The sequence below is a fragment of the Meiothermus ruber DSM 1279 genome (assembly GCF_000024425.1).
In the GTDB taxonomy this organism is placed as follows: Bacteria; Deinococcota; Deinococci; order Deinococcales; family Thermaceae; genus Meiothermus; species Meiothermus ruber.
Window position 1 is genome coordinate 732,853 of sequence record NC_013946.1, and the last position, 23,179, is coordinate 756,031.

Annotated in this window: 21 protein-coding genes; 6 read left to right on the forward strand and 15 right to left on the reverse strand. The window is 65.0% G+C overall.

Going from position 1 to position 23,179, the window contains the following annotated elements; genetic code table 11:
• Window positions 1-150 precede the first annotated feature (150 nt).
• The 7 genes from MRUB_RS03815 to MRUB_RS03845 form a co-directional block, all read right to left on the reverse strand.
• Window positions 151-2,844, reverse strand: a complete 2,694-nt coding sequence (locus MRUB_RS03815) for a beta strand repeat-containing protein (RefSeq protein WP_013013037.1) — start codon at window positions 2,842-2,844, stop codon at window positions 151-153.
• 16 nt (window positions 2,845-2,860) lie between these two features.
• Window positions 2,861-3,379: a hypothetical protein gene (locus tag MRUB_RS15515; protein ID WP_013013038.1), complete on the reverse strand. Its 519-nt coding sequence runs from the start codon at window positions 3,377-3,379 to the stop codon at window positions 2,861-2,863.
• A gap of 321 nt (window positions 3,380-3,700) precedes the next feature.
• On the reverse strand, window positions 3,701-4,183 hold the full coding sequence (locus MRUB_RS03825; RefSeq protein ID WP_013013039.1) for a hypothetical protein: 483 nt from the start codon (window positions 4,181-4,183) through the stop codon (window positions 3,701-3,703).
• A 53-nt stretch (window positions 4,184-4,236) separates the two neighbouring features.
• On the reverse strand, window positions 4,237-5,556 hold the full coding sequence (locus tag MRUB_RS03830) for a dihydroorotase (RefSeq protein ID WP_013013040.1): 1,320 nt from the start codon (window positions 5,554-5,556) through the stop codon (window positions 4,237-4,239).
• A 14-nt stretch (window positions 5,557-5,570) separates the two neighbouring features.
• A complete protein-coding gene (locus tag MRUB_RS03835) occupies window positions 5,571-6,521 on the reverse strand; it encodes an aspartate carbamoyltransferase catalytic subunit (protein ID WP_015586426.1) in 951 nt (316 codons plus the stop codon).
• Window positions 6,500-7,045, reverse strand: a complete 546-nt coding sequence (pyrR, locus tag MRUB_RS03840) for a bifunctional pyr operon transcriptional regulator/uracil phosphoribosyltransferase PyrR (RefSeq protein ID WP_013013042.1) — start codon at window positions 7,043-7,045, stop codon at window positions 6,500-6,502. The genes MRUB_RS03835 and pyrR overlap by 22 nt, the downstream gene beginning before the upstream one ends.
• Window positions 7,046-7,322: 277 nt before the next feature.
• Window positions 7,323-8,327, reverse strand: a complete 1,005-nt coding sequence (locus MRUB_RS03845) for a tagatose 1,6-diphosphate aldolase (RefSeq protein WP_013013043.1) — start codon at window positions 8,325-8,327, stop codon at window positions 7,323-7,325.
• 102 nt (window positions 8,328-8,429) lie between these two features.
• On the opposite strand from MRUB_RS03845, the gene MRUB_RS03850 reads away from it, so the two are divergent.
• Entirely contained in the window at window positions 8,430-9,350 is a 921-nt protein-coding gene (locus MRUB_RS03850; protein ID WP_013013044.1) for a carbohydrate kinase family protein, read from the forward strand.
• A gap of 8 nt (window positions 9,351-9,358) precedes the next feature.
• On the opposite strand, the gene MRUB_RS03855 is transcribed toward MRUB_RS03850, so the two are convergent.
• Both MRUB_RS03855 and MRUB_RS03860 read right to left on the reverse strand, forming a co-directional pair.
• Entirely contained in the window at window positions 9,359-9,763 is a 405-nt protein-coding gene (locus MRUB_RS03855; RefSeq protein ID WP_013013045.1) for a (R)-mandelonitrile lyase, read from the reverse strand.
• 28 nt (window positions 9,764-9,791) lie between these two features.
• Entirely contained in the window at window positions 9,792-10,838 is a 1,047-nt protein-coding gene (locus tag MRUB_RS03860) for an NADH:flavin oxidoreductase/NADH oxidase (RefSeq protein WP_013013046.1), read from the reverse strand.
• Between the two features lie 208 nt (window positions 10,839-11,046).
• On the opposite strand from MRUB_RS03860, the gene MRUB_RS03865 reads away from it, so the two are divergent.
• From MRUB_RS03865 to MRUB_RS03880, 4 genes are all read left to right on the forward strand, one after another.
• A complete protein-coding gene (locus MRUB_RS03865; protein ID WP_013013047.1) occupies window positions 11,047-12,192 on the forward strand; it encodes an acyl-CoA dehydrogenase family protein in 1,146 nt (381 codons plus the stop codon).
• A gap of 80 nt (window positions 12,193-12,272) precedes the next feature.
• Complete coding sequence (locus tag MRUB_RS03870) at window positions 12,273-13,019, forward strand: electron transfer flavoprotein subunit beta/FixA family protein (protein ID WP_013013048.1); 747 nt, start codon at window positions 12,273-12,275, stop codon at window positions 13,017-13,019.
• Between the two features lie 22 nt (window positions 13,020-13,041).
• The gene (locus MRUB_RS03875; RefSeq protein ID WP_013013049.1) at window positions 13,042-13,983 is read left to right on the forward strand and encodes an electron transfer flavoprotein subunit alpha/FixB family protein; all 942 of its coding nucleotides are present in this window, start codon (window positions 13,042-13,044) and stop codon (window positions 13,981-13,983) included.
• A gap of 200 nt (window positions 13,984-14,183) precedes the next feature.
• On the forward strand, window positions 14,184-14,774 hold the full coding sequence (locus MRUB_RS03880; protein ID WP_036199152.1) for a hypothetical protein: 591 nt from the start codon (window positions 14,184-14,186) through the stop codon (window positions 14,772-14,774).
• Window positions 14,775-14,779: 5 nt separating this feature from the next.
• Here MRUB_RS03880 and hisD read toward each other — a convergent pair whose 3' ends face one another.
• Window positions 14,780-16,027, reverse strand: a complete 1,248-nt coding sequence (gene hisD, locus MRUB_RS03885) for a histidinol dehydrogenase (RefSeq protein ID WP_013013051.1) — start codon at window positions 16,025-16,027, stop codon at window positions 14,780-14,782.
• A 106-nt stretch (window positions 16,028-16,133) separates the two neighbouring features.
• Window positions 16,134-16,925: a DUF3108 domain-containing protein gene (locus MRUB_RS03890; protein ID WP_013013052.1), complete on the reverse strand. Its 792-nt coding sequence runs from the start codon at window positions 16,923-16,925 to the stop codon at window positions 16,134-16,136.
• Between the two features lie 222 nt (window positions 16,926-17,147).
• On the opposite strand from MRUB_RS03890, the gene aceA reads away from it, so the two are divergent.
• Window positions 17,148-18,443, forward strand: coding sequence for an isocitrate lyase (aceA, locus tag MRUB_RS03895; protein WP_013013053.1), 1,296 nt, complete (start codon window positions 17,148-17,150; stop codon window positions 18,441-18,443).
• Between the two features lie 110 nt (window positions 18,444-18,553).
• Here the strand turns inward: aceA and MRUB_RS03900 are convergent, their stop codons facing one another.
• Genes MRUB_RS03900 through MRUB_RS03915 form a run of 4 tightly spaced genes read right to left on the reverse strand, consistent with a single transcriptional unit; the run spans window position 18,554 to window position 23,175 of the window.
• Entirely contained in the window at window positions 18,554-20,278 is a 1,725-nt protein-coding gene (locus MRUB_RS03900; RefSeq protein WP_013013054.1) for a DUF294 nucleotidyltransferase-like domain-containing protein, read from the reverse strand.
• Between the two features lie 41 nt (window positions 20,279-20,319).
• Window positions 20,320-21,015, reverse strand: a complete 696-nt coding sequence (locus MRUB_RS03905) for a GMP synthase (RefSeq protein WP_013013055.1) — start codon at window positions 21,013-21,015, stop codon at window positions 20,320-20,322.
• Window positions 21,012-22,400, reverse strand: a complete 1,389-nt coding sequence (locus MRUB_RS03910) for an aldehyde dehydrogenase family protein (RefSeq protein ID WP_013013056.1) — start codon at window positions 22,398-22,400, stop codon at window positions 21,012-21,014. The genes MRUB_RS03905 and MRUB_RS03910 overlap by 4 nt, the downstream gene beginning before the upstream one ends.
• A 4-nt stretch (window positions 22,401-22,404) precedes the next feature.
• A complete protein-coding gene (locus MRUB_RS03915; protein WP_013013057.1) occupies window positions 22,405-23,175 on the reverse strand; it encodes a glucose 1-dehydrogenase in 771 nt (256 codons plus the stop codon).
• Window positions 23,176-23,179 lie beyond the last annotated feature (4 nt).

Consider the following 23,179-nt stretch of genomic DNA (forward strand, 5'->3'; position numbering starts at 1 on the left):
AGAAGGCAGAACCCCGGTTCTTTTGCTTAAAGAACCTCTTAACCCTGGGGGCAGTTGGTGTGGGCGCTTGAGTTTGCATGGGCTCTCACTTGGTTTATTCCCTACGAGGGCTCAAAGGCCCTCGTAGGGATTGGGTGATCAATTCCTGGCTTACTGCACCTGCACACGGAAGCTGAGGGTGATGGTAGCCCCCGGTGGCAGGGTGTCGGCGCTGGTGATAGTGTTGTCGCCGTTGGTGTCCACGGCCACGTAGAGGGTCTGGCCCGAAGCCAGGGCGGTTGGGGCCGTGGTGCTCCAGGTGCTGCCATCGGTGGAGTAGAGCACAGTACCACTGAAGCCGCTGATGCTGGCGCTGGCGCTGACAAAGCTGGTGTAGCTGGGCAGCGGATCGCTCACCACCACCTGGGTCAGGTTGCCCGTACCAATGTTCTGGGCTACCACGGTGTAGAGGATCTGGTCGCCGGGCAGGGCCACCGCCGCGTTGGCATCCCGTACGGTGGTGCTGCTACCCACATAGCTCACCGCGCTCTTGGTCAGGCGCAGGTCGCCGCCCACCACGGTGGTGGTTTCCGAGGCCGTGGCGGTGACGCTTGCGCTGGCAATGGTGCAGCTTGCGGTCAGGGTATTGACGTCGGTGCGCCCGATGGGCTGGCCGGCCGGGGTCAGCACCCGCACATACACCACCTGGCTGCCGCCGTTGGCCGCCACCGTGATGCTGCTCAGGCTGGAGGCCCAGGTGCTGCCGTCCAGCGAGTACTGATAGGTCCAGCCGAAGCTCCCGCCGCTGCCGGAGATGCTGCAGGTCGCACCGCTGTTGGAGTTGTTGGTCAGGGTGTGGGTGTACTGGAGGGTGCCGGGGCTGGTGATGGTGCCGCTGCGGTTGGGCGTCAGGCTCACCTGGGCTACCAGGTTTACATCCACCGCGCCGGCAATGGTATCGCTTACACCGGCCAGGGTGGTGCTGGTAGCGGTGAACTGTACGTTGTCGTTGGTGCCTGCGGTGACATCCACCGGAGCAGCACCAGCGGGCACCTGTACGGCTGCGATGAAGCAAACAGTGGCACCAGCGTTGATCAGGCCAGTGCTGCTCACCGGGGCCGGGGTGGGGGTGTCCATCACGCCGTTGCAGTCGGTATCGGGGTAGAAAACCGCCGTCCAGCCCGAAGGCAGGTTGGAGGTGAGGGTGTAGCTATCGGGGTTGGCCCCAGTGTTGTGTACCTCGAAGGGGAAGTAGGCCACACCGCCGGGGTTGACCGCGGGGTTGTAGCCGGGGCGGGTGTCGTTGGCGGGGTCGGCGCCTTCGCCGCCAGCAGCCCCGTTGGTGTTGTGGGCGACATCCAGGCTGTAGCCCGAGACCACGTTGGTCACGGCCAGGGTGGTCGCATCCACCCCGTCCAGCAGGGTGCCCACGCTACCACTGGGGTTGTTCACCGAGGTTGCGGTCAGGGTGACGCTGCCGCCGGTGGTCTGGCTGGCCGGAATAGCGCAGCGCACCACCACGTTGTAGGTTGCACCAGCCGCCAGCGGGCCCACCGGGCCGGAAAGCGGGGTCACGCCGTCGGATTGCAGGATGGTGCAGGTGCCCAGGGTGCTGGTACCCAGGCTGAGGGTGAAGCTATCGGGGGCGTTGCCGGTGTTTTGCAGGGTGGAGTTGAAGGTCACTGTGCTGCCGGAAGTGGCGGTAGCAATGGTCTGGGTATCGGCCCCGTCTATAGCGCTGGCCCCGGTGCCGCCGATGGCCACGCTGTAGCGGCTGGCCGCGGTGTTGTTGGTGGTGTTGGAGGTGGTGGTCTGGTTGGCGGTTCCGTCGTTGTACTGGACGGTGGCGGTGTTGGGGTAAGCGGTGCCGGCCGGGGCGTTGGCAGGTACGGTGGCCTGGAAGCTGAAGGTGTACGAGGCGGTCTGGGGGAAGAAGGCCCCACTGCCGCTGATGAACATACCCACCCGGTTGGAGCCGTTGCCCACGAAGGGGAAGGTGGGGGCGGTGGTGCTCCAGGAGGTGCCGCCGTTGGTGCTGTAGACGATCTGGACGGTGCCAGCCCCAGCGCTGCCGGTGGGGGCAGCGGGCACGCTCAGGCCGGTGGGGATGGTGTCCGAGATCAGGATGCCGGTACCGGTGAGGCCGCTCACGCTCACGCCGCTGGCCGCGCTACCGCCGGTGTTGGAGCCGGAGATGGTGTAGGTGATGGTGCTGCCAGGGGTGACGGGGCCGGCCGGGCTGGCCGACTTGGTGGCGGTCAGAATGGCTGCGGTGGTGGCGGTGGCGCGGGCCCAGTTGTTGTTATCGGTGGTGCTGGGGCTGCCCGCCGAGGTGCCCACCAGGTTGAGGTTGCCAAACTGACCGCTGGTAGCCGAGGCGGGAATAGTACCGGCCACGATCACGCAGGCGCTGGCACCCGGAGTGCCCTGGCGGCTCAGGGTGACGCTGGTGATGGGGGAGGTTTCACCCGAGTCGAGCGTGCCGTTGCAGTTGGCGTCCAGGTAGCGGGCAGTCCCGCTCAGATCGAAGTTGTCGCCCGTGTCCTGCGCCAGGGTCAGGTTGATGGTATCTGTGCCGTTACCGGTATTGCTGACCGTGTAGCTGAAGTAGACCGGGGCGCCAGCCAGGGCTGTACGGGTCTGGCCCGGGGCGGTGGTGCTGCCGTCGGGGGTGATGCTAAAGCTGTAGACCTGCTGCACCACCGTAATGACCTGGTTGGAGGTGGTTGTTCGGGGCTGGCCGGCTGAGTCGATGTAGCTGGCCGAGGCCTGGTTGGAGATGTTGGTGCCGGCGGGCGTCTGCTGGGCCAAAGCCAGGCCCAACAGCAGTATCGCCGCAAGCAAGATGGGATGGGTTCTCTTCATGTACACTCCTATCGATTTATCGCACGATTACGCGAAGTGTGAGGGTAAGGGTCTGTTGAGGCTCCATTTGCGGAATAATCCAGCGGGCATGGGTGTATTCTTCAGGCTTGACTTCTACTTCCTTTTCTACCTCCTTGCCGTTTTCCACAACTTTGAGTTTTCGCTTGAGGGGGGGATGGCCGTAGCTTTTCCCTCCATCGAAGCTAAACTCGGGAACAACCAGGGTATCTCCCAGGCGCAAAGGCAGCGCGCTTTGGGCCTGGTAGGCGGTGGTGGGGGGTATGGGTATCACCAGGGCTACCCGACGGAGTGGGCTGGTGAGGGTGTTCAGGGCGGTGAGTTGATACTGGATAACCTGACCTGGCTTCGCATCCAGGGCGGGCTCGAGCCGCTCGACGGTACGGTTTTGCTCCTGTACGCTCACGACCCGGAAGGCCTTGAGATCAAGCCGTATGTCACTGCTGGCCTGAGCCAGGGCCAGACCAATCAGGCACAGTAGACCTGTTGCAAACCGCCACCCAAAGTGTTTCATCATCCTTGCACTCCTCAAAAAAAGCAACGACCGACTCAAAAAAAGAGCCGGTCGCGCCACTGGCTACCTCCATCCCCATGGCGCCCGTGTGGGGGACTGGAGGTCATCACCTCTCAAAGGGGCAGTTTAGTGGAGATTTTTGTAACGTTTGTGCGCAATAACCATAAACTTTTGGATGGGCTATAAGATGCCGTTCTGGGCGCGCTTTTCTACCCAACGGATTCGCATACCATAGGTGGGTATACTATCTGATGCGCAATCCAGAACCTGTAACCAACAGAAAACAGCCTGGTCTGGAGCCGGCAGGCCCTGTCCTGGGAGGTGTTACGGAACGAGGGCCACCCGTGCGATCATGTTGCGAAACTGCATGGTGCCGCTGGTGAACAGGCCGCTATCCAGCCGCACCCCTATCCAAAGATTGCCGCTGTTGATGCCGCTGGTTAGTTGATTGCCGATCAGCTTCAGGGGCTGGGTAGAGCCGGACTGGAAGTCGGCCGTGCCGATTTGTTCAAATTTCGAGCTGGGGTCGCATAGATAGTATGCACCGCTCCGGGTGTTGCAGGGCTCGGTGTCGCTGGCAAAGAAGCTAAAGGTGAACCCGGTTTGGTAGGTCAGGCTGCCCTCGAGCTCGACCCTGCTCAGGCTCACTGGGGGTCGGTCGAAGCTTTGCTTCACAAACACGATTTTGTTGCTTTGAACAGCGGCCACATCCACATCAAAATCGCGCAAAGCCACGCTCAGGGGTGCGTTGCTACAGCCGAACAAAAGACCACTAAGAACAAGAAGCAGCAGCGGAAACGAACGCATAGCACCTCGAGTTTAAGTCAGTTTCTGAGTGAAGCATTTATACCGGGGCCGGGTTACCCGACCCCTGCACCCTCCATGGCCCCAAACACCATCCGTCCTTCTACCCAGGTGCACACCGGCCAGCCCTGTAATGCCCAGCCAGCCCAGGGGCTGAACCTGGCCTTGGAAGCAAAGGTCTGGGGCTCCACCGGACGCTGGGTATTCGGATCCCACAGCACCAGGCTGGCCTCGGCCCCTTCCTCCAGGTGCAGCGGGGGAAGGCCCAGGATGCGCCGGGGGCCGTCGGTGAAGCGGGCTACCAGCACCTCCAAAGGAAAGCCCCGCTTCTCTACCAGCTCGGTGTACAGAAGCGGCCAGCAGACCTCGAGGCTGGGGATGCCAAAGGGGGCTCGCAACAGGTCGAGTTCCTTTTCATCCTGGGTGTGGGGCGCGTGGTCGGTGCCGATGCAGTCGATGCTGCCGTCCAGTAGTCCTTCGATAAGGGCTTCCACATCGCGCTGGGTGCGCAGCGGCGGGGCTACTTTGTAGATGGGATTCAGCCCGTTCAGGGCCTCGTCGGTCAGGGTTAGGTGGTGGGGCCCAACCTCGGTGGTGACGGGCAGCCCCTCTTGCTTGGCCTGGCGGATGAGCTCGAGGCCCCGTTTTGTGCTGAGGTGCTGGATGTGCAGCAGGCTTTGCGCTGATACGTCGTTAGCCAGCCGATCCCGCACATAGCGCACGACTTCTAAGTCTCTGGCGATGCGCGCGCTCTCGGCGTAGCTGGTGTTGCCGGGCAGGCCCAGGCGGAACGAGACCTCCCCTTCGTTCATCACCCCGTTCCGCCGCAGCCCCGCGTCTTCGGCATGCACCGAGACCACCAGGCCCCAGGAAGCCGCATACAGCAGACCCTGAGCCAGCACACCGGCGTCTTCGTTGGTTCTGCCGTCGTCGGTGAGCATGACGGCCCCGGCTGCCTGTAGCAGATGGGCCTCGCTCAGGACTTTGCCCTCCTGGCCCTGGGTGAGGGCCGCGGCGGGGTGTAACCGGGCCTGCCTGATCTGGGCCGCTTTTTTCTTCAAGGCCGCTACGATCTCGGCGTTATCCACCACCGGGGTGGTGTTGGGCATGGAGACTATATCGGTATACCCGCCTCGAGCCGCCGCGGTCAGGCCGCTTTGCAGGTCTTCTTTGACTTCCTGACCGGGCTCGCGCAAGTGGGCGTGGGGATCAAAAAACCCCGGCGACAAAATCATCCCGGTCGCATCCATTTCCGTTTGGGCCTCACCCCCGGAGAGCGAAAGAATGCGCCCCTCGCCAATCAGCACATCGGCGCGGCCGTGTAGGCCACGTCCATCGACCAGCTTTACATTTTTGATTAGAATCTCGCCCTTCATGTGGCTCCTTGCAATCAACTTTTGCCCACCAGCACGTGGTACAGCACGGCCATCCGCACGGCCTGCCCGTTGGCTACCTGGCGCTCGACCAGGCTCTGGGGGGAGTCGGCCAGGGTGCCTTCCAGTTCCACATCGCGGTTCATGGGGCCGGGGTGGAGGAGGGGGGCCCCAGGCTTGGCCCAGCCCAGGCGTTCCCGGTTAATCTGATAGGCGGCGATGTACTCTGGCAGTGAGGGCAGCAAACCCTTTTCCATCCGCTCTTTTTGCAAGCGCAAGACCATCACCGCGTCGGCTTCGTGCAGGGCTTCCCGCAGGTGGGTGGTGAGGGTGGCGCCGGGCAGGCTGCCCGGAAGGAGGGTGGCCGGGCCGCAGGCCACCACGGTAGCGCCCAGCATGGGCAGCAATTCGGCGTTGGAGCGGGCCACCCGGGAGTGCAGAATATCCCCCACAATGGCGATTTTCTTGCCCTCGAGGCTTCCCAGCTTTTCCCTCAGGGTAAAGGCATCCAGCAGGGCCTGGGTGGGGTGGGCCCGCCAGCCGTCCCCCGCGTTGATGACCGGCTTGTGCAGCCAGCGATGGGCCTGGTGGGGCACCCCAGCGGCATCGGTGCGAAGGATGTAGGCGTCGATGCCCATCTGATCCAGCGTCCGCAAGGTATCCCGGTAGGTTTCACCCTTGGTGGTGGAGCTGGTGGCACCCGAAAAGCTCACCACGTCGGCTGACATGCGCCGGGCGGCCAGCTCAAAGGAGATGCGGGTGCGGGTGGAGGGCTCAAAGAAGACCGTAGCCACCGTAAAGCCGGTCAAGGCGGGTACTTTTTTGACTGGGCGGGCCAGCACTTCCTGCATCATCTGGGCGGTCTCGAGCAGGCTCTCTACCTGGCGGCGGTTCCAGTCCCGAAAATCAAGCAGGTGTTTAGGGAAGTTTGGGGTCGCCGTCTCGCTCACGATGCCTCCACCTCCCATAGCTCCACCGCATCCTCGCCGTCGTCTTCCAGGGTCTTGACCTTTACCACTTCGCTTTTAGAGGTGGGTAGGTTTTTGCCAACGAAGTCGGCCCGGATGGGCAGCTCGCGGTGCCCCCGATCTACCAGCACGGCCAGGTAAATCCGACTGGGGCGGCCCTGGTCGATCAGGGCATCCAGCGCAGCCCGTGCGGTGCGCCCGGTGTAGAGCACGTCGTCCACCAGCACCACAGCTTTACCGCCCAGGTCGAAGGGAATGCGGGTCTCGCGCACCTTGGGCTGCAGGCCGATCTCGCTTAGGTCGTCGCGGTAGAGGGTGATGTCCAGAATGCCCATCGGAACCCGTTTCCCCTCAAACTTTTCGACTAGATCGACCAGCCTTTTGGCCAGGCTGATGCCGCGGGTGTGAATGCCCACGAAGCAGAGGCGATCAACGCCCTTGTTCTTTTCGATCACCTCGTGGGCGATGCGGGTAAGGGCCCGGCGCACTTCATCTTCGTTGAGGAGCTTAGACTTGAAGATCATGGCTGTTCCTCCTGGTGCACGAGCGTGAGCGACCCACGGTCGCCCTTACCCAGGCTAACCCGTCTATGGGGTAAAGAAAAAATGCGCCCTGAACAGGCGCACACCTCCGGTTTGTAGGCTTTGATATGCTTCACTCGTTCTCCTTTCCGACCTCGCGGGATCGGGTTAAAGGTGCGGGGTAAACCCCGCCGGCTATGCTACGCCCTGGGGATGGGGTGGGTCAAGGGTAAAAAATATGGCTCCCGGGTTCGGGAGCCACCCACTATCGATTGATTGACTAGCCCCGGGCAGCCTCCAGGCTCCCGTAGAGCGTCCACCAGGGTTTGGCACCTTTAGCCAGCACCTGGTTGAGCAACTGGATGTTCTTCACGCCCTGATCCGATAGCCAGGCCTCGAGGGCCTCCAGGCCCTGTTTGGCATAGACCGGAATCCCGTCCTGCCAGGTGGCCCGCCCACACAGCACCCCGCTGAAGGGCACCCCGGCCTCGGCGGCCATCTCCAGCGACTCGCGGAAGACCGCATCGCTGACCCCCGCCGAGAGGTAGATGAAGGGCTTGCCGGCAGCGCTGGCGGTGTCTTTGAGGAACTGAAGGGCCTGGGCGCGGGTGTAGGCTTCCTCGCCCTTAAAGCCCAGGGTGCCGCTGGTATAGGCGATGTTGAAGGGCAGCTCCACCTTGAGCACGTCCACCCCGTAGCGGTCTTTGGAGAACTCCTCCATGTACTTGGCTACGTAGCGGGGCTTGACCTTGGCGAACTCAAGGCCCTCGCCCAGCTGGTCGTTGTAGGCGATGGGCTCCAGGAAGAAGGGCACCTCCAGTGCGGCGCACTCGGCCCCGACCCGCTCGATAAAGGCGTGCTTGATATTGTTGATCTTGGGGTCGTCCTCGGGGTTGTAGTAAAGCAGAATTTTGACCGCATCCCCCCCAAGCTCCACAATCCGCCGCACGCTGAGGTCGGGCAGCAGGTCGGGCAGGCGGCCCGGGGTGCTGGTGTCGTACCCCGATTTCTCGTAGGCCAGCAGCACACCGGTGCCAGGGGCTTTGTGCTTGAGCGCCGGCAGCCCGTACTCGGTGTCCATCAGGATGGCCGAGGCGTAGGGGGTGAGGATCTTGACCACCGCGGTTTTGAACTCGGTCAGCTCGGCGTCGCTCACCTCGGCGCCGCGGGCCTTGGCAATGGCTTTGCGCAAGGAGCCCCGCTGATCCATAGCAGCGGCTGCAATCACACCCCGGTCGTCGGCACAGGCCTGTATCCGTTCAAACTTTCCTTTGCTGAGTCCCATAGTTTTCTCCACCCACAAGTCTACCCTACCGGTGGGCTTTTGCTGGAGGCGTGGAGGGCGTGGGCCTGTTAGACTCTTCATTAAGTTTTGGCGGGAGGAAGCATGCTGATTGTTGCTGGTGAAGCGCTGATCGATATGACCCCCGTAGCACACAACGGCGGTACCGCCTATGTGCCGCACCCCGGGGGTTCCCCTTACAACGTAGCCATGGGCGCGGGCCGTCTGGGTACGCCCACCGCGTTTCTGGGATGTATCTCGCAGGATGCCTTTGGGCAGCGCCTGCGAAGCCACCTGGCCGCCAGCGGGGTCAGCCTGGAGTACGTAAAAGAAAGCGAGCACCTGACCACCCTGGCCCTGGTGACCCCTTCCGAGTCGGGTGAGTTTTTCTCGTTTTACTGCGAAAATACCGCCGACCGTTTGCTCTACCCCGAAGACCTGCCAGCGGCGCTACCGGCCAATGCAGCCCTGCACTTTGGCTCGTATTCGCTGGTGCTGGAGCCCGGGGCCTCGAGCCTCGAGCTCCTCATGCGGCGCGAGGCCCGCCGCCGGCTGATCTCGCTCGACCCCAACGTGCGGCCCTTTTTGATCCCCAACCGCGAGGCCTACCTCGAGCGCCTCCTGGCCTGGCTCGAGCAGGTCGACCTGGTCAAGGTGAGCCAGGCCGACCTCGAGTGGCTCTACCCCGGGGCCGACCTGGAAAGCATCGCCCAGGAGTGGAAACAGCTAGGCCCGGCCCTGGTGGTCGTAACCCAGGGCGGTCGGGGGGCTTTGGCTGTGACCGGGCAGGCCGTCCTGCGCGTGCAGGCCCCCCAGGTGGATGTGGTGGACACGGTGGGGGCTGGCGATGCCTTCATGTCGGGCGTTTTGAGCTGGCTGTGGCAGCACGGCGCCTGGTCGCGAGCAGCGCTGGAGTCGCTAACGGGTGAGCAGGTTACAGACCTGCTGAACTTCGCGGCTAAAGTTGCGGCCATCACCTGCACCCGGGCCGGGGCCAACCCGCCCTGGCGGGCCGAGCTGGCCTAGACGGTATTTCACAGGCGATACTGCTCGTCCGAGACTGGCTCGAGCCAGTCGGTGCTCACCCCCTCCACCGCGGCCTGCATAGCCAGGTGAACCATGGCGTGGGTGGGGCTGGCCCCGTGCCAGTGCTTTTCGCCGGGGGCAAAGTAGATGGTGTCGCCGGCTTTCATCTCACGCACCGGCTCACCCCAGCGCTGGAACCAGCCAATCCCCGCCTCCACGTGCAAAACCTGCCCTTGGGGGTGGGTGTGCCAGGCGGTGCGGGCCCCCGGCGCAAACATCACCCGCAGCAGGTGCAGGTGCATGGGGGCGGGCGTGACCACCAGCTCGCTCAGGTACACCGTGCCGGTAAACCACCCGGGCTTGCCCAGGCGGGTAGGGGCCTGGGGTACGAAGGTTTTCCACGGGTTTTCCATGGCTTTAAGTTTACGGCCTCGAGGCCGCCTAGAAAGCCCGCTCATACTGCACCGGCCAGACCCTGGTGCCCAGGGCCTGGGCGGCCCGGTAGGGCCAGTACGGCTCCCGTAGCAAGACCCGGCCCAGAAGAACCAGGTCGGCCTGGTTTTCCTGAAGAACAGCCTCGGCTTGTAAGGGCTCGGTAATGAGACCCACCGCCCCTGTGGACAAGCCTGTGGATAAGCGCACCTGAGCGGCAAAGGGCACCTGGTAGCCGGGGCCAACCGGAATCTTCACCCCCGCTACAGCCCCGCCCGAGGAGCAGTCCAGCAAATCTACGCCGCGCTGCCGCAATTCCCCGGCAAAAACCACCGTGTCGGTGATGTCCCAGCCCCCTTCCACCCAGTCGCTGGCCGAGACCCGCACCAAAAGCGGCAGCTCGGCGGGCCAGACCTCCCGCACCGCCTCTGCGACCTCGAGCGGGAAGCGCATGCGGTTTTCACGACTGCCCCCGTAGCGGTCGGTGCGCTGGTTGGTGAGGGGCGACAAAAACGAGTGCAGCAGGTAGCCGTGGGCCATGTGAATCTCCAACACTTCAAACCCTGCCGCCAGGGCCCGCCGGGCCGCTTGCCGAAAGGCCTGGCGTACCTCGTCCAGGCCTGCTTCGTCGAGGGCTTGGGGTATGGGCCAGCCCTCTTGAAAGGGCAGGGGGCTGGGGGCTACCGGTGTCCAGCGGTGAAGGGGCTTCCCCCCCTGCCACGGACTGGCCGTACCTGCCTTGCGCCCGGCATGGGCAATCTGGATGCCCGGCACCGCCCCGGCGTAGCGGATGCGCCGGGTAAGCTCTTTTAGCCCGACGACGTGCTCGTCCGACCAGAGGCCCAGGTCGTCCGGGCTGATCACCCCCCGGGCCTCCACCGCGGTGGCCTCCACGATCACCAGCCCCACCCCCCCGATGGCCCGGGTGGGGTAGTGCAGCAGATGCCAGTCGGTCACGTGCCCATCCTGGGCCGAGTACTGGCACATGGGTGACATGGCGATACGGTTTTTGAGAGAGACAGAACGCAGTTGCAGGGGGCTAAAGAGCAGGCTCATAGCGCGGATTCTACGCCCTGGGCGGGCCGGGTTTGTGGACTTCAATACATAACGCTTTTTCTTCACCGGGCGAGTGATACGATAGACGAGAGTGGAAGAAAAAAGTTATACTAAGTACAAGAAGTTTTGTAAGGAGGTGAAGCAAAAGCCGAATGCCAAAAGCCAGATGCCAAAAACTGTAGCGGCTTTGGGCCTTCTGCTTTCAGCCATGCCCATAGATTTCACCCTGACCGACGAGCAAAAAGAGCTGCAAAAGCTGGCCCGGCGCTTCGCCAGGGAGCAGATCGCGCCGGTGGCGGCCGAGTACGACCGTAAGGAGGAGGTGCCCTGGGGCCTGGTGGAAAAGCTCCACGCGGTGGGCCTGCTGAACGCCATCATCCCCGAGGCCTATGGCGGTTTGGGTTTGGGGATGCTCGAGGAAGTTATCATCGGCGAGGAGCTGGCCTGGGGCTGCATGGGCATCTACACCATCCCCATGGCCTCCGATCTGGGCATCACCCCCATTCTGCTGGCCGGAACCCACGAGCAGAAGCAGCGCTTCTTCAAGAAGCTCACCGAAAAACCGGCCCTGGCGGCTTTCGCCCTCTCCGAACCCGGCAACGGCTCCGACGCCGCGGCCCTGCGCACGCGGGCGGTGCGGGATGGCGACCACTACGTGCTCAACGGCACCAAGACCTGGATCTCCAACGGCGGCGAGGCCGAGACGGTGGTGGTGTTTGCCACCGTGGCCCCGGAGCTGCGCCACAAGGGCGTGGTGGCGCTGGTGGTGGAGAAGGGCACCCCCGGCTTCAAGGCCAACAAGCTGCACGGCAAGATGGGCCAGCGGGCCAGCGGCACCTACGAGCTGGTCTTCGAGGACTGCCGGGTGCCGATCGAAAACCGGCTGGGCCAGGAGGGCGACGGCTTCAAGATTGCCATGCAGACCCTGGACAAGACCCGCATCCCGGTGGCGGCGGGCAGCCTGGGGGTGGCCCGGCGGGCCCTCGAGGAGGCCACCAAGTACGCCAAGGAACGCGAGGCTTTTGGCAAACCCATCGCCGAGTTCCAGGCCATCCAGTTCAAGCTGGCCGAGATGCTGATGGGCCTCGAGACCGCCCGTACCTACACCTACTACGCGGCCTGGCTGGTGGACACCCACCAGCCCCACGCCCACGCCGCGGCCATCGCCAAGGCTTACGCCTCGGAGATGGCCTTCGAGGCGGCCAACCAGGCCATTCAGATTCACGGTGGCTATGGCTACATGCACGAGTACCCGGTAGAAAAGCTTCTGCGCGATGTAAAGCTAAACCAGATCTACGAAGGCACCAACGAGATACAGCGCCTCATCATCGCGCGGCATATCCTGAAAGGGTAGCTTGTAGGGGCAGCCCTGGTGGCTGTTTGCTCGCAGCCAGGGTGCAGAAGCTAAGAGTTTTTGCACGATATGGAGGAGAGATGAAGTTCATTGCGGTTATTCGACAGGTTCCAGACGGTGAGTCCCGCCTCAAGATCGAGGGGGGTAAGGTAGACCTGGGCGGGGTCACCATGATCCTCGATCAGATGGACGAGTGGGCGGTGGAGGAGGTCATCCGGCTACAGGAGAAGCACGGGGGCGAGAGCGTGGTGGTGGCCCTGGGCCCCGAGCGCTTTGAGGAGGCCATCCGCACCGCACTGGCCATGGGCATTGACCGGGCCATCCACCTGGTGGCCGAGGGCTACCTTGATCCCATCTCGCAGGCCGAGGCCCTGGCCGAGGTCATCCGGGCCGAGGCCCCCACCCTGGTCTTTACCGGCGGGCAGCAGGCCGACTGGGACTCGCAGGCCCTGGGGCCGGCCCTGGCCGAGGCCCTCTCGTGGCCGGTGGTGAGCTGGACGACCCAGATCGAGCTGGAAGGCGAGACCCAGGCCAGAGCCAGGCACGACCTTGACGAGGGCGCCGAGGTGGTGCGGGTGGCCTTGCCGGCGGTATTTACCAGCCAGCAGGGTCTGAACGAGCCGCGCTACCCCACCCTGCCCGGCATCATGAAGGCCAAACGCAAGGAGCTGAAAAAGGTTCCGGTGAGCGCTGGCAGCAAGGTGGAGATTCTGGAGCAGGCCATCCAGGAGAAAAGCCGCCTGAACAGGATGATCGACGGCAAAGACCCGGTGGCCGCTGCCCACGAGCTGGTGCGGCTTTTGCACGAAGAGGCCAAGGTTATTTAAATCGAGCCAATTGGAGGAGCGCATGATTCTAGTTGTCCTGGAACACGACGGCCAGCGCCTGCGCAAAGGCGCTCTGGAAGCCATCAGCCGGGCCCGGCAGCTCAGCGCTTTGGGCCCCGCCGCAGGGGTGGTGATCGGCGAGAACACCCAGGCGGTGGCCCAGGAGGCCGCCCAGTACCTGCCCACGGTGTATGCCGCCGAGGTAGGCCCCTACACGCCCGAGAAATGGGCCGAGGCGGCCTACGCCGCCGCCCAGAAAAGCGGGGCCAAGGTGGTGGTGGCCAGCGGAGGCCGCCAAAGCCGCACCTGGACAGCCCGCCTGGCCTACAAGATGAAGGCCGGCCTGCTGGAAGACACCCTCGAGACCAGCGCCGACGGCCAGCACATCATCGGCGTGCGCTACAGCTTTTTGAACCGCGTCACCGAGAAGCAAAAAGCGGCGCTGCCGGTGGTCTTCACCGCCAAGGCCAACACTACCCCCCTGGCCGAGCCGGCCGGCAGCAGCGGGGTGGTGGAGGCCCTCGAGGTCAGCCTGCCCCCTACGGTAGAGGTGCTCGAGCGCCTGACCGAACAGAAGAAGGGTGTCTCGCTCAGCGAGGCCACCGTGGTGGTGACCGGCGGGCGCGGGTTGGGCAGCCCCGAGGCTTTTGCGGGGGTGGAGGAGTTGGCAAGCACCCTCGGCGCCGCCGTGGGCGCGACCCGCGCGGTGGTGGACGCGGGCTGGCGGCCCTACAGCGAGCAGGTGGGCCAGACCGGCAAAACCGTCCAGCCCAACCTCTACATCGCCCTGGCGGTTTCCGGTGCGGTGCAGCACCAGGCCGGCATGAACAAGAGCAAATACATCGTGGCGGTCAACAAAGACGCCGAGGCTCCCATCTTCAAAATTGCCGACTACGGCATTGTGGGCGACGTGCACCAGGTGCTACCCGCGCTGATTGATGCGGCCAAGAAGCTGAAGGACTGAAGCAAAGTGCAACCCTAGGGCAGGCGCAGGCCTGCCCTTTTTCGTGGTCACCGACCAAAGCGCCTCGAGGTGCAAATCACCCAGGAAAGGCCTGGGGCCTGGAGTACACTGGCAGCGTACAACCAACCCCACGCGGCCGCACGTGCTGGCGTGAGCCCAGGAGTCCTATGGTCGCCACACCAACAGAAGAATCCAACAAGATGCGGGAAGTAACCGCCCTTTTAGAAGAGGGCCGGCGCTTGCAAGGCCGCCTGGCCGATCTGGGGGCCGCTTTGCGGCAGGCTGCTGCTGAGCTGGACAGGGGCCATCCACCCTCCCCAGAGCTTGCTGCCGGCTTGGTTGAGGCTTCGCAGGCCTTCGATGGGCTGCACGAACGGGCGCAGCGCTTGCTGGGGGGCGTGCCGATCGAACCGCTCTTACCTCAGGTACTGGAAGCCCTCGAGGTCTATCGCAAGGCGCTGGAAGCAGCCGCCTTGCGCCAAAAAGCTCTGAACGTGCTGGAGCAGGTGAGCAGCCTGATCTACCGGGGCGGTGAGGAGTTTCTGCCGCTGTCTGCGGTGCAGTTCGATGCCCTGGGACTGATGCGCCAGCAAAAGGAAAACACGGAACTCAACGCGACGGTGCTGGCCTTGGCCAACGGCAGCCACGCCTACAACCTGCTGCTCAAGCTGGTAACCGATAAAGGCATGAGCAACGACGAATGGGTCAGGGTGTACCAACAAGTAGCCCAGGAGATTGGCCAGGATCTCGCCGTGGCGGCTGCCCGCGGCCAGATCTACCTGCCCGAGTAAGCCATCTACCCCTTGGCCCTGCGATCCAGGGCCCGGGCGTGGGCCTCCAGGCCCTCTTCGCGGGCCATGCGGGCCCCGAGCGCGGCCAGCTTGCCGGCTGCCGCCTGGTTGAGACCCACCACCGGGATGACCTTGAGAAAGTCCCGCAGGGCCAGCCCACCGCCAAAGCGGGCGGTGCCGGCTGTGGGCATGACGTGGCTGGGGCCGGCGATATAGTCGCCCAGGGCCTCGCAGGAATGTTCACCCAGAAAAATTCCTCCCGCGTTGCGCACCTGCCCCAGCACGGCCAGCGGGTCGTTCACGGAAAGGCACAGGTGTTCGGGGGCGTAGAGGTTGGCGAGCTCGAGGGCCTGTTCGATGCTTTCTACCTGCACCAGACCGCTTCGCTGCAGGGCCTGGCGGGCGATGCTGGCCCGTGGCAGGTCGGCTAGCTGGCGCTGGAGCTCTTCCTCCACACGTTCCAGCAGCTCCCGGTAGGACGAAAGCAGCCAGGCTTCGGAGTCTGGGCCGTGTTCGGCCTGGGCCAGCAGGTCGGCGGCCAGCAGCTTGGGATCGGCGGAGGCATCGGCGATGATCAGGGTTTCGGTCGGCCCCGGCAGGCCTTCCATGCCCACCGACCCGTATACCTCGCGTTTAGCCAGCACCACATAGCGGTTGCCCGGGCCCACGATCTTGTCGACCCGGGGTATGGTCTCGGTGCCGTAGGCCAGCGCTGCGATGGCCTGGGCGCCCCCCATGGCAAACAGCCGGTCGGCCCCGGCCACCCAGGCTGCGGCCAGAATGCCTGGATGAACTCGAGGGGGGGAGGCCAGCACGATCTCGCCCACCCCGGCGACCTTGGCTGGCACCGCGGTCATCAAAACCGTGGAAAGCAGCGGGGCCGACCCCCCCGGCACATACACCCCCACCCGATCCAGCGGGCGCACCAACTGGCCCAGCACCCCATCGGTGCCGGCCTCCAGGAAGCCGCCCATGGGCTCCCGCCGGTAGAAGGCCTCGATGCGTTCTTTGGCGGTCTCGAGGGCGTCCCGTAGGTCGGCATCCAGGTTTTCGTAGGCCTCGCGCCAGACCCGCTTGGGAATTTCTTCCACGGGATGCCCGTCTATCTCCTGGCTGATGCGTTGCAAGGCCGTGTCGCCCTCGTGCTCGACCTGGTGCAAAATCGACCGCACCGTCTCCAGCGCATCGCCATACTCTACGGTCAAGCGGCGGTTTTTGAAGTGTTCGTGGATCTGCTCAGGGGTTTTGATCATAAAGGCCCTTCTGTTCAGCGCACATAGCGGGGTAAAACACCTCTACCCTAGCGTTGTAGGGTTTGTCCGATTGGCGTTGACTATTGACCTCATGGCTAGCTCTGCCTCAGGTATACCGCCGGCGGCGCCGGCGCCGCCGGGCGGGGGCCCCGTTCTCCCGTTCTTTTGGAGGCTCACCAGACACCACCCGGGCTTTGGGGGGGTCGCTCGAGCCCCCTTTAGGCCGGCCCTGCTCGCGCTGGCCTTTGGGGCGCGGAGCGGCCTCGGGGTCTTGCTCCAGCGGCTGCGAGCGTCTGCCCGCCTCGAGCTGTTGAATCTGCACCAGGTCGGCTTCAAAAACGTGCTCCCCCACCTTCTGCGTAAGGCGCACGGGGTAGCCCTCCCGATTGAAGTACAGCAGGCTAAGCCCTGGACGCAAGCGGTAGACCCGCACGCTTTGCGCTTCGGCCCCACCCGTCTCCAGGGCTTGGTCGGGCAGGCGCTCCACATAGGCCCGCCCCCCCACCAGGGTAAACCGCTCTACCTGGCCTACCGCGATATTGAGCCCGCCCACAGCCAGGATCAGCGAGAGGGGGTCGTGCATTGGGGTGAGGTAGGGGATGGCGAAGTCGTCCTTGCCCTGGCTGACCGTGACCAGGCCGTCCTCTGTCGAGAATTCCACCTCCATGACCCGGGCTCCGTTGCCCTCGACCCGTTCGCGGTAGCGGCGGGGTAGCCCTTCGGGGTTTAGCTCGCTCTCCCAGCGCTGGCGGGTTTTGGGTAGGGGCAGTTCTACATTGGCCTCGAGCACCACCCGCAGACCATCCCGGCGGGGCTCGATGGTAAGGCGTTGCTCGCCGGCCGGGTGCCCGGCATAGCGCAAGGTGTATCGCAGCGCAGTTGGAACCGCCCAGTCCATGCCTTACATCCTACCAGGCTCAGTTTAAACCCAGCTTCCAGCCCTCACCGCCTGGAGTACCCAGGAAGCCACCACACCAAGACCGGGCTAGCTACACTTGTGTGTAAAATATTCGTCGTGTAGACAATCAAATAGTACACATTTTTGTAAGTGTTTCTCTTTTTGATATACACAGTTGGATTTTGAGGTGTGCAGGTCATACTCAAAGCAGGAGGAAGGGCCATGTCCAAACTGACCCCCGAGATGAAACTGGAAGCCGAAAAACTCCGCCGTGAGTGGGAGACCAATCCCCGCTGGAAGGGCATCAAGCGCGACTACACCGCCGAGGATGTGGTGCGCCTGCGCCCCAGCCTGCTGCCCGAGCAGACCTTAGCCAAAGCAGGGGCTGAACGGCTGTGGGAGCTTTTGCACACCCGCCCCTACGTGAACACCTTTGGGGCCTACACCGGGGCCCAGGCGGTGCAGATGGTTAAGGCCGGCCTCGAGGCCATCTACCTCTCGGGCTGGCAGGTGGCCGCCGACGCCAACCTGGCCTGGCAGACCTACCCCGACCAGTCGCTCTACCCGGCCAACTCGGTGCCGCAGGTGGTGCGCCGCATTAACAACGCCCTGCAACGGGCCGACCAGATCGAGCGCGCCGAGGGTAAAACCGACCGCTACTGGTACGCCCCCATCGTGGCCGATGCCGAGGCCGGGTTTGGTGGGCCCCTGAACGCTTTCGAGTTGATGAAGGCCATGATCGAAGCGGGCGCGGCCGGGGTGCACTGGGAAGACCAGCTCAGCAGCGAGAAGAAGTGCGGACACCTGGGCGGCAAGGTGCTGATTCCCACCTCGCAGCACATCCGCACCCTGAACGCCGCCCGGCTGGCCGCCGACGTGATGAACGTGCCCAGCATCATCATCTGCCGCACCGATGCCGAGGCCGCGACCCTGCTCACCAGCGACATTGACGAGCGCGACAAGCCCTTTGTGAAGGAAGGCGAGCGCACCCCCGAGGGCTTCTACCGGATTCGCAACGGCCTCGAGGCCTGCATTACCCGCTCGCTGGCCTACGCCCCCTACGCCGATTTGTTGTGGATGGAGACCAGCACCCCCGACCTGGAGGTAGCCCGCAAGTTTGCCGAGGCCATCCATGCGGTCTACCCCGGTAAGATGCTGGCCTACAACTGCTCTCCCAGCTTCAACTGGAAAAAGAACCTCGACGACGAGACCATCGCCAAGTTCCAGCGCGAGCTGGGGGCCATGGGCTACAAGTTCCAGTTCATCACCCTGGCCGGCTGGCACAACCTCAACTACCGCACCTTCGAGCTGGCCCGGAACTACAAAGAGCGCGGCATGAGCGCCTTCGTGGAGCTGCAGCAGCTCGAGTTCGCCGCCGAAAAGGACGGCTTTACCGCGGTCAAGCACCAGCGCGAGGTGGGTGCGGGCTACTTCGACGAGGTGCTCATGGCTATTACCGCCGGACAGGCCTCTACGGCGGCCCTGGTGGGCTCGACCGAGGAAGCCCAGTTCCATTGATTTGAGTCAGGAGCCAGCAGGCCGATAGCGGGCAACCGCTATCGGTTTTTTTGCTGCGGCCTGCTTCGGAACGGCATCAGCGACAAAGCCCAACCATCGTGGCCTTCATTCTAAAGCACCTGCAACCTGAAGCGCGCCGCCAGGGTCTGCTGGGCCTGGCGAATCCGCAAAAAAACCTGGCGCAGCATCTGCAGTTCGCGGGGGGTGAGGGCAGCCTGGGCCACCCGGTTGGTGGGGGGCTGGCCCTGGGACAGGGCCTGGAGCTGGTGGCGCAGGCGCAGGTGGGACAGGAACAAAAAGGCCTCGCTGAGGTCTTCCGCTTCTTCTTTGGAGATTACCCTGGCCAGCGCGGCGGCCCGCAGGCGCTCGAGGGTGGGGCGGGTCAGGCTCTGGGCCTCGAGGCCATACACCCGCGCCAGCGCCACAATAGCGGCCAGGCCCCCTTTCTTGAGGTTGATGGTGCCCTCCTCGAAGCGGAGGCGGCCCAGCAAGCCCAGAGGCGGGGTGAAGACCAGGGCCGAGCGGGCCAGCGCGGTAAGGAAGGGCCGGTTTTGCGAGGCCCGGCGCAGGCGGTCTGTGAGGGGCTCGAGGGAAAGCCCCCCGGCTATGCTGCGAAAGTCGAGGAAGATCTGGGCTTCCAGCAGGTTCTCGCCTTCGGGGTTGGTCAGCCAATGGTCGAAGCGGGCTTCCCACTCGGCCAGGGGAAAACCCCAGCGGTCGGCCATAAAACCCCCGGGGCAGGGGGGGAGCCCCGCTTGCAACAGCCCGTCCAGCACCTGCCGGGCCAGGGCCTGAAAGTAGCCAGCGGCGCTTTGCTCCTGGTAGGCCAGGGCGTTGTCCTGGTCGGTGAGCAGGGCCTGCTCGGCGCGGCCCTCGGAGCCCAGGGCCAGCCAGGCGTAGGGGCAGGGCGGGGGGCCCAGGGCTTGCTCGGCCCGGCGGAGGAGGCTGCGGGTGAGGGCGTCGGTGAGGAGGCTCACCTGCCGGGTGATGGCCTGTACCGCGAACCCTGCCGCCAACATCTGCTGCACGATGGCCTCGAGCTGCGGGCGGTAATCCGAAAGCGCGTGGGGGTCGTCGGCTTGCGAAAGCCGGCGCAGCAGGGCCAAAGGGGTCTGGAGCCAGCGCCGCAGGAAGGCCCGGTCGGTCAGCAGGCCCACCACCTGCTGGCCCTGGGTGAGCGGCAGGTGGTGGATGCCCTGTTGCTCCATGTAGGCCAGGGCTTCGTAGAGGGGGGTGCTGGCAGGCAGGGTTTTGGCCGGGGCGCTGGCTACGCGGGCCGCGGGGGTGCTGTAGGCGAGTTCCTCGGCCAGCACCCGGTTGCGCAGATCGCGGTCGGTAAGGATAGAGAGCCCCTGGGGCTGCTGGAGGAGCAACGCGCTCACCCCCCGCTCGCGCATGAGCCGGGCGGCCTGGGCGACGGTGGCGCCGGCCTCGAGCCAGACCGGGGCTTCGGCGGCCTCGCCGGCCGGCTGCCCCAGGTCGGGCAGGTGGAGGGCCACCGGCTGCAACAGCCGCAGCCGCTCGGCCAGCCGGGCGCTAAAGAACAGGGCAAAGCCGGGTTTTTGCAGCAGTTGGCGGAAGGCCCCTTTGCTCAGGCGCAAACAGGTGGCCTCGCCTTCGGCCCGCACCGTCAGGCTGGGGGGTTGCTGGCCCAGCAGGGAGGGGTAGCCAAAGGCCTCGCCGGGCTCGAGCCAGGCCACGGCCTGCCCGTCCTGCTCCAGCCGCACCGTGCCCTGGTAAACCACGTACAGGCCCTCGGCCTCCTTCCCGGTGGGCTCGAGGATCACTGCCCCTGGGGTAAAGCGATGGAGGGTAAGGGCCCCCTCGAGCCCCACCCAGTCGGCCTCGGTGAGCTGATCGAAGGGGGGATACTGCCTTAAGAAGGCCCGGTAGCGAGAAAATTCCGAATCCAGCCGGCCACCTCCTTGGCGCTGGGCTCCAGGGCCAAGCTGGCCCTGGCCTCGGCGTAGCGTTCCTCCCCTACCAGGTGACGCCGCTGCTCCAGGAGGGCCTCGGCGAAGGCTTTGGGGAACTCCGGGTGGGGCTGCATACCCAGCACGTTGGGGCCTATCTGGATCAGGGCATGGGGGCTGAACGCGCTCCCGCCCAGCACCACCGCCCCTGGCGGCAGCTCGGTAATCTGATCCTGGCAGGAGAGGATGAGCCGAAACTCCTCCAGGAATGGTTCCATCCAGGGGGCCCGCCGGTAGACCGAAAAACGGTGGATTCCCACCCCCCAGCCCAGGGGCCAGCGCTCCACCCGCCCGCCCAGGGCCTGCCCAATCATCTGATGGCCGAAGCAGATCCCCACCAGCTTGCTGGGCGAGGCGGCCACGGCCCGCACGAAATCTTCCAGCGGGGGGATCCAGGGCAGGGGGTCGTAGACTGAGGCCCGCGAGCCTGTAATCAGATAGCCCTGAAAATCCTCTACCTGGGCCGGGTACTGCCCCGCCCGCACGTCGAAGGGGGTGAGGGCCTGGCCCAGCAGCCGCTCGAACATGGCGGGGTAATCGCCGGCAATCCCGCTCAAGCCCGGCGGGGGTTCGTCGCAGACCAGTACGGCGAGTTTCATGGTTTGCGCAGGTGGTACGACTTGGGCCGGGTGAGCTGCTCGTAGCCCAGCACCGAGAGCGAGCAGCCCCGCCCGGACTCCTTGACCCCAGTCCAGGCCAGCGCCGGATCGAGGTAGTCGCAGCGGTTGAGGAAGACCGTGCCGGTCTCGAGGCCTGCCCCGAGTCGCAGGGCTGCGTCCTCGTCCTGGCTCCAGATGGAGGCGGTGAGGCCGTAGGGGGAGTCGTTCATCAGCAACAGGGCTTCTTCGTCGTTTTTGACCGGCATAATGCCCACCACCGGGCCAAAGCTCTCCTCCACCATCACCCGCATCCGGTGGTTCACGTTGACCAGCACCTGGGGGGCCAGGTAGGGCGTGCCGGGGGCGTCGGCGGGGAAGTCCTTGGGGTTGATGAGGGCCTGGGCTCCCTGGGCGATGGCCTCGGCAATCTGGGCCCGCACGAACTCGGCGGCCTCGGTGCGCACCATGGGGCCCAGGGTGGTCTCGGGCTCGAGGGGGTTGCCCAGCCGAAGCCGCAGGGTCTCGGCCACGAAGGCCTCCACGAAAGGCTGGTAGATGGACTCGTGCACGTAGATGCGCTCCACCCCGCAGCACGACTGGCCCGAGTTGAACATGGCCCCATCCACCAGGTTGACCGCGCTGTACTCGAGGTCGGCGTCGGGCCGCACATAGGCCGGGTCTTTGCCGCCAAGCTCGAGGGCCACCCCCTTGAAATGCCCCGCGGCGGCCCGCTCCACCGCCCGCCCCCCCGCCACCGAGCCGGTAAAGGCCACGAAGGCCACCCGCGGGTCGGCGATGGCCTGGGCGGTGAGGTCGTGGTCCATGTGCAGGTACTGGAAGACCCCCTCCGGCAGCCCGGCCTCCTGGAAGGCCCAGGCGTAGCGCTCGGCCACCAGGGGGGTCTGGGCGGAGTGCTTGAGCAGCACCGCATTCCCGGCCAGGATGGCCGGTACGATGGTGTTGACCGAGGTCAGGTAGGGGTAGTTCCAGGGGGCCAGCACCAGCACCACCCCCAAAGGCTCCCGCCGGATGAAGCGGGTGAAGCCCGGCAGGGCCTCGGCGGGGATATCCTGCAGGGCGGCCGGGGCGATGCGGGCCATGTAGCGGGCCCGCTCGGCAAAGCCCCCCTGAATCTCCTTGGGGCTGTAGCGGATGGGCCGGCCCATCTGCCAGGTCAGTTCCTCGGCTATTGCCTCTGTGGCCCCCAGCATGACCTCCACCATGCGGTTCACCACGGCCAGCCGCCCGTCCAGCGGGGTCTGGGCCCAGGCTTTCTGGGCCCGGGCGGCCAGGGCCAGGGCGTGCTCGAGCTCCGCTGGCCCGGCCAGGGTTCGCTCGACGTACACGCGCCCGTCTACGGGGCTGATGGTTTTTTGAATCTGCATGGCCTCACTCCGGGGTGACGTAGGCGGCGGTGATACCCCCATCCACCAGCAAAGCCGCCCCGGTCATGAACGAAGAGGCCGGGCTCGCCAGGTACAAAGCGGCCTGGGCAATCTCGGCGGCCTGGCCGAAGCGGCCCATGGGGATGTGCACCAGCCGGCGCTGGCGCTTCTCGGGGGTGTCCAGGTATTTCATCAAGAGCTCGGTCTGCAAGGGGCCCGGGCAGAGCGCATTCACCCGGATGCCCTGCCGGGCGTGGATGACCGCCAGCTCGCGGGTCATGGAGAGCACCGCCCCCTTGCTGGCGGTGTAGGCCAGTTGGGGGGTGGCGGCCCCCATAAAGGCCACAAAGGAAGCGGTGTTGATGATGCTGCCGCCCCCGGCCCGCTGCAAAGCCGGGATGCCGTACTTGCAGCCCAGGAAGACCCCCTTGACGTTGACCGCGAAGGTCAGATCCCAGACCGCCTCGCTGGTGTGGATGGCGTCGTCGTCCTCGGCGTGGGAGATGCCCGCGTTGTTAAAGAGGATCTCCAGCCGCCCAAAGACCCGTTCGGCCTCCGACACCATCCGCTGGGCATCCTCGGCCTTCGAGACATCGGCCTGCACGAAGTGGGCCTGGCCCCCCGCGCTTCGAATGGCCTCCACGGTCTCGAGGCCTTTTTCCGAGAGATCCACCGCCACCACCCTGGCCCCCTCGCGGGCAAAAAGCAGCGCGGCCTCGCGGCCAATCCCGCTGGCGGCTCCGGTAATCAGGGCTACTTTGTCGGCTAGTTGCATGCAA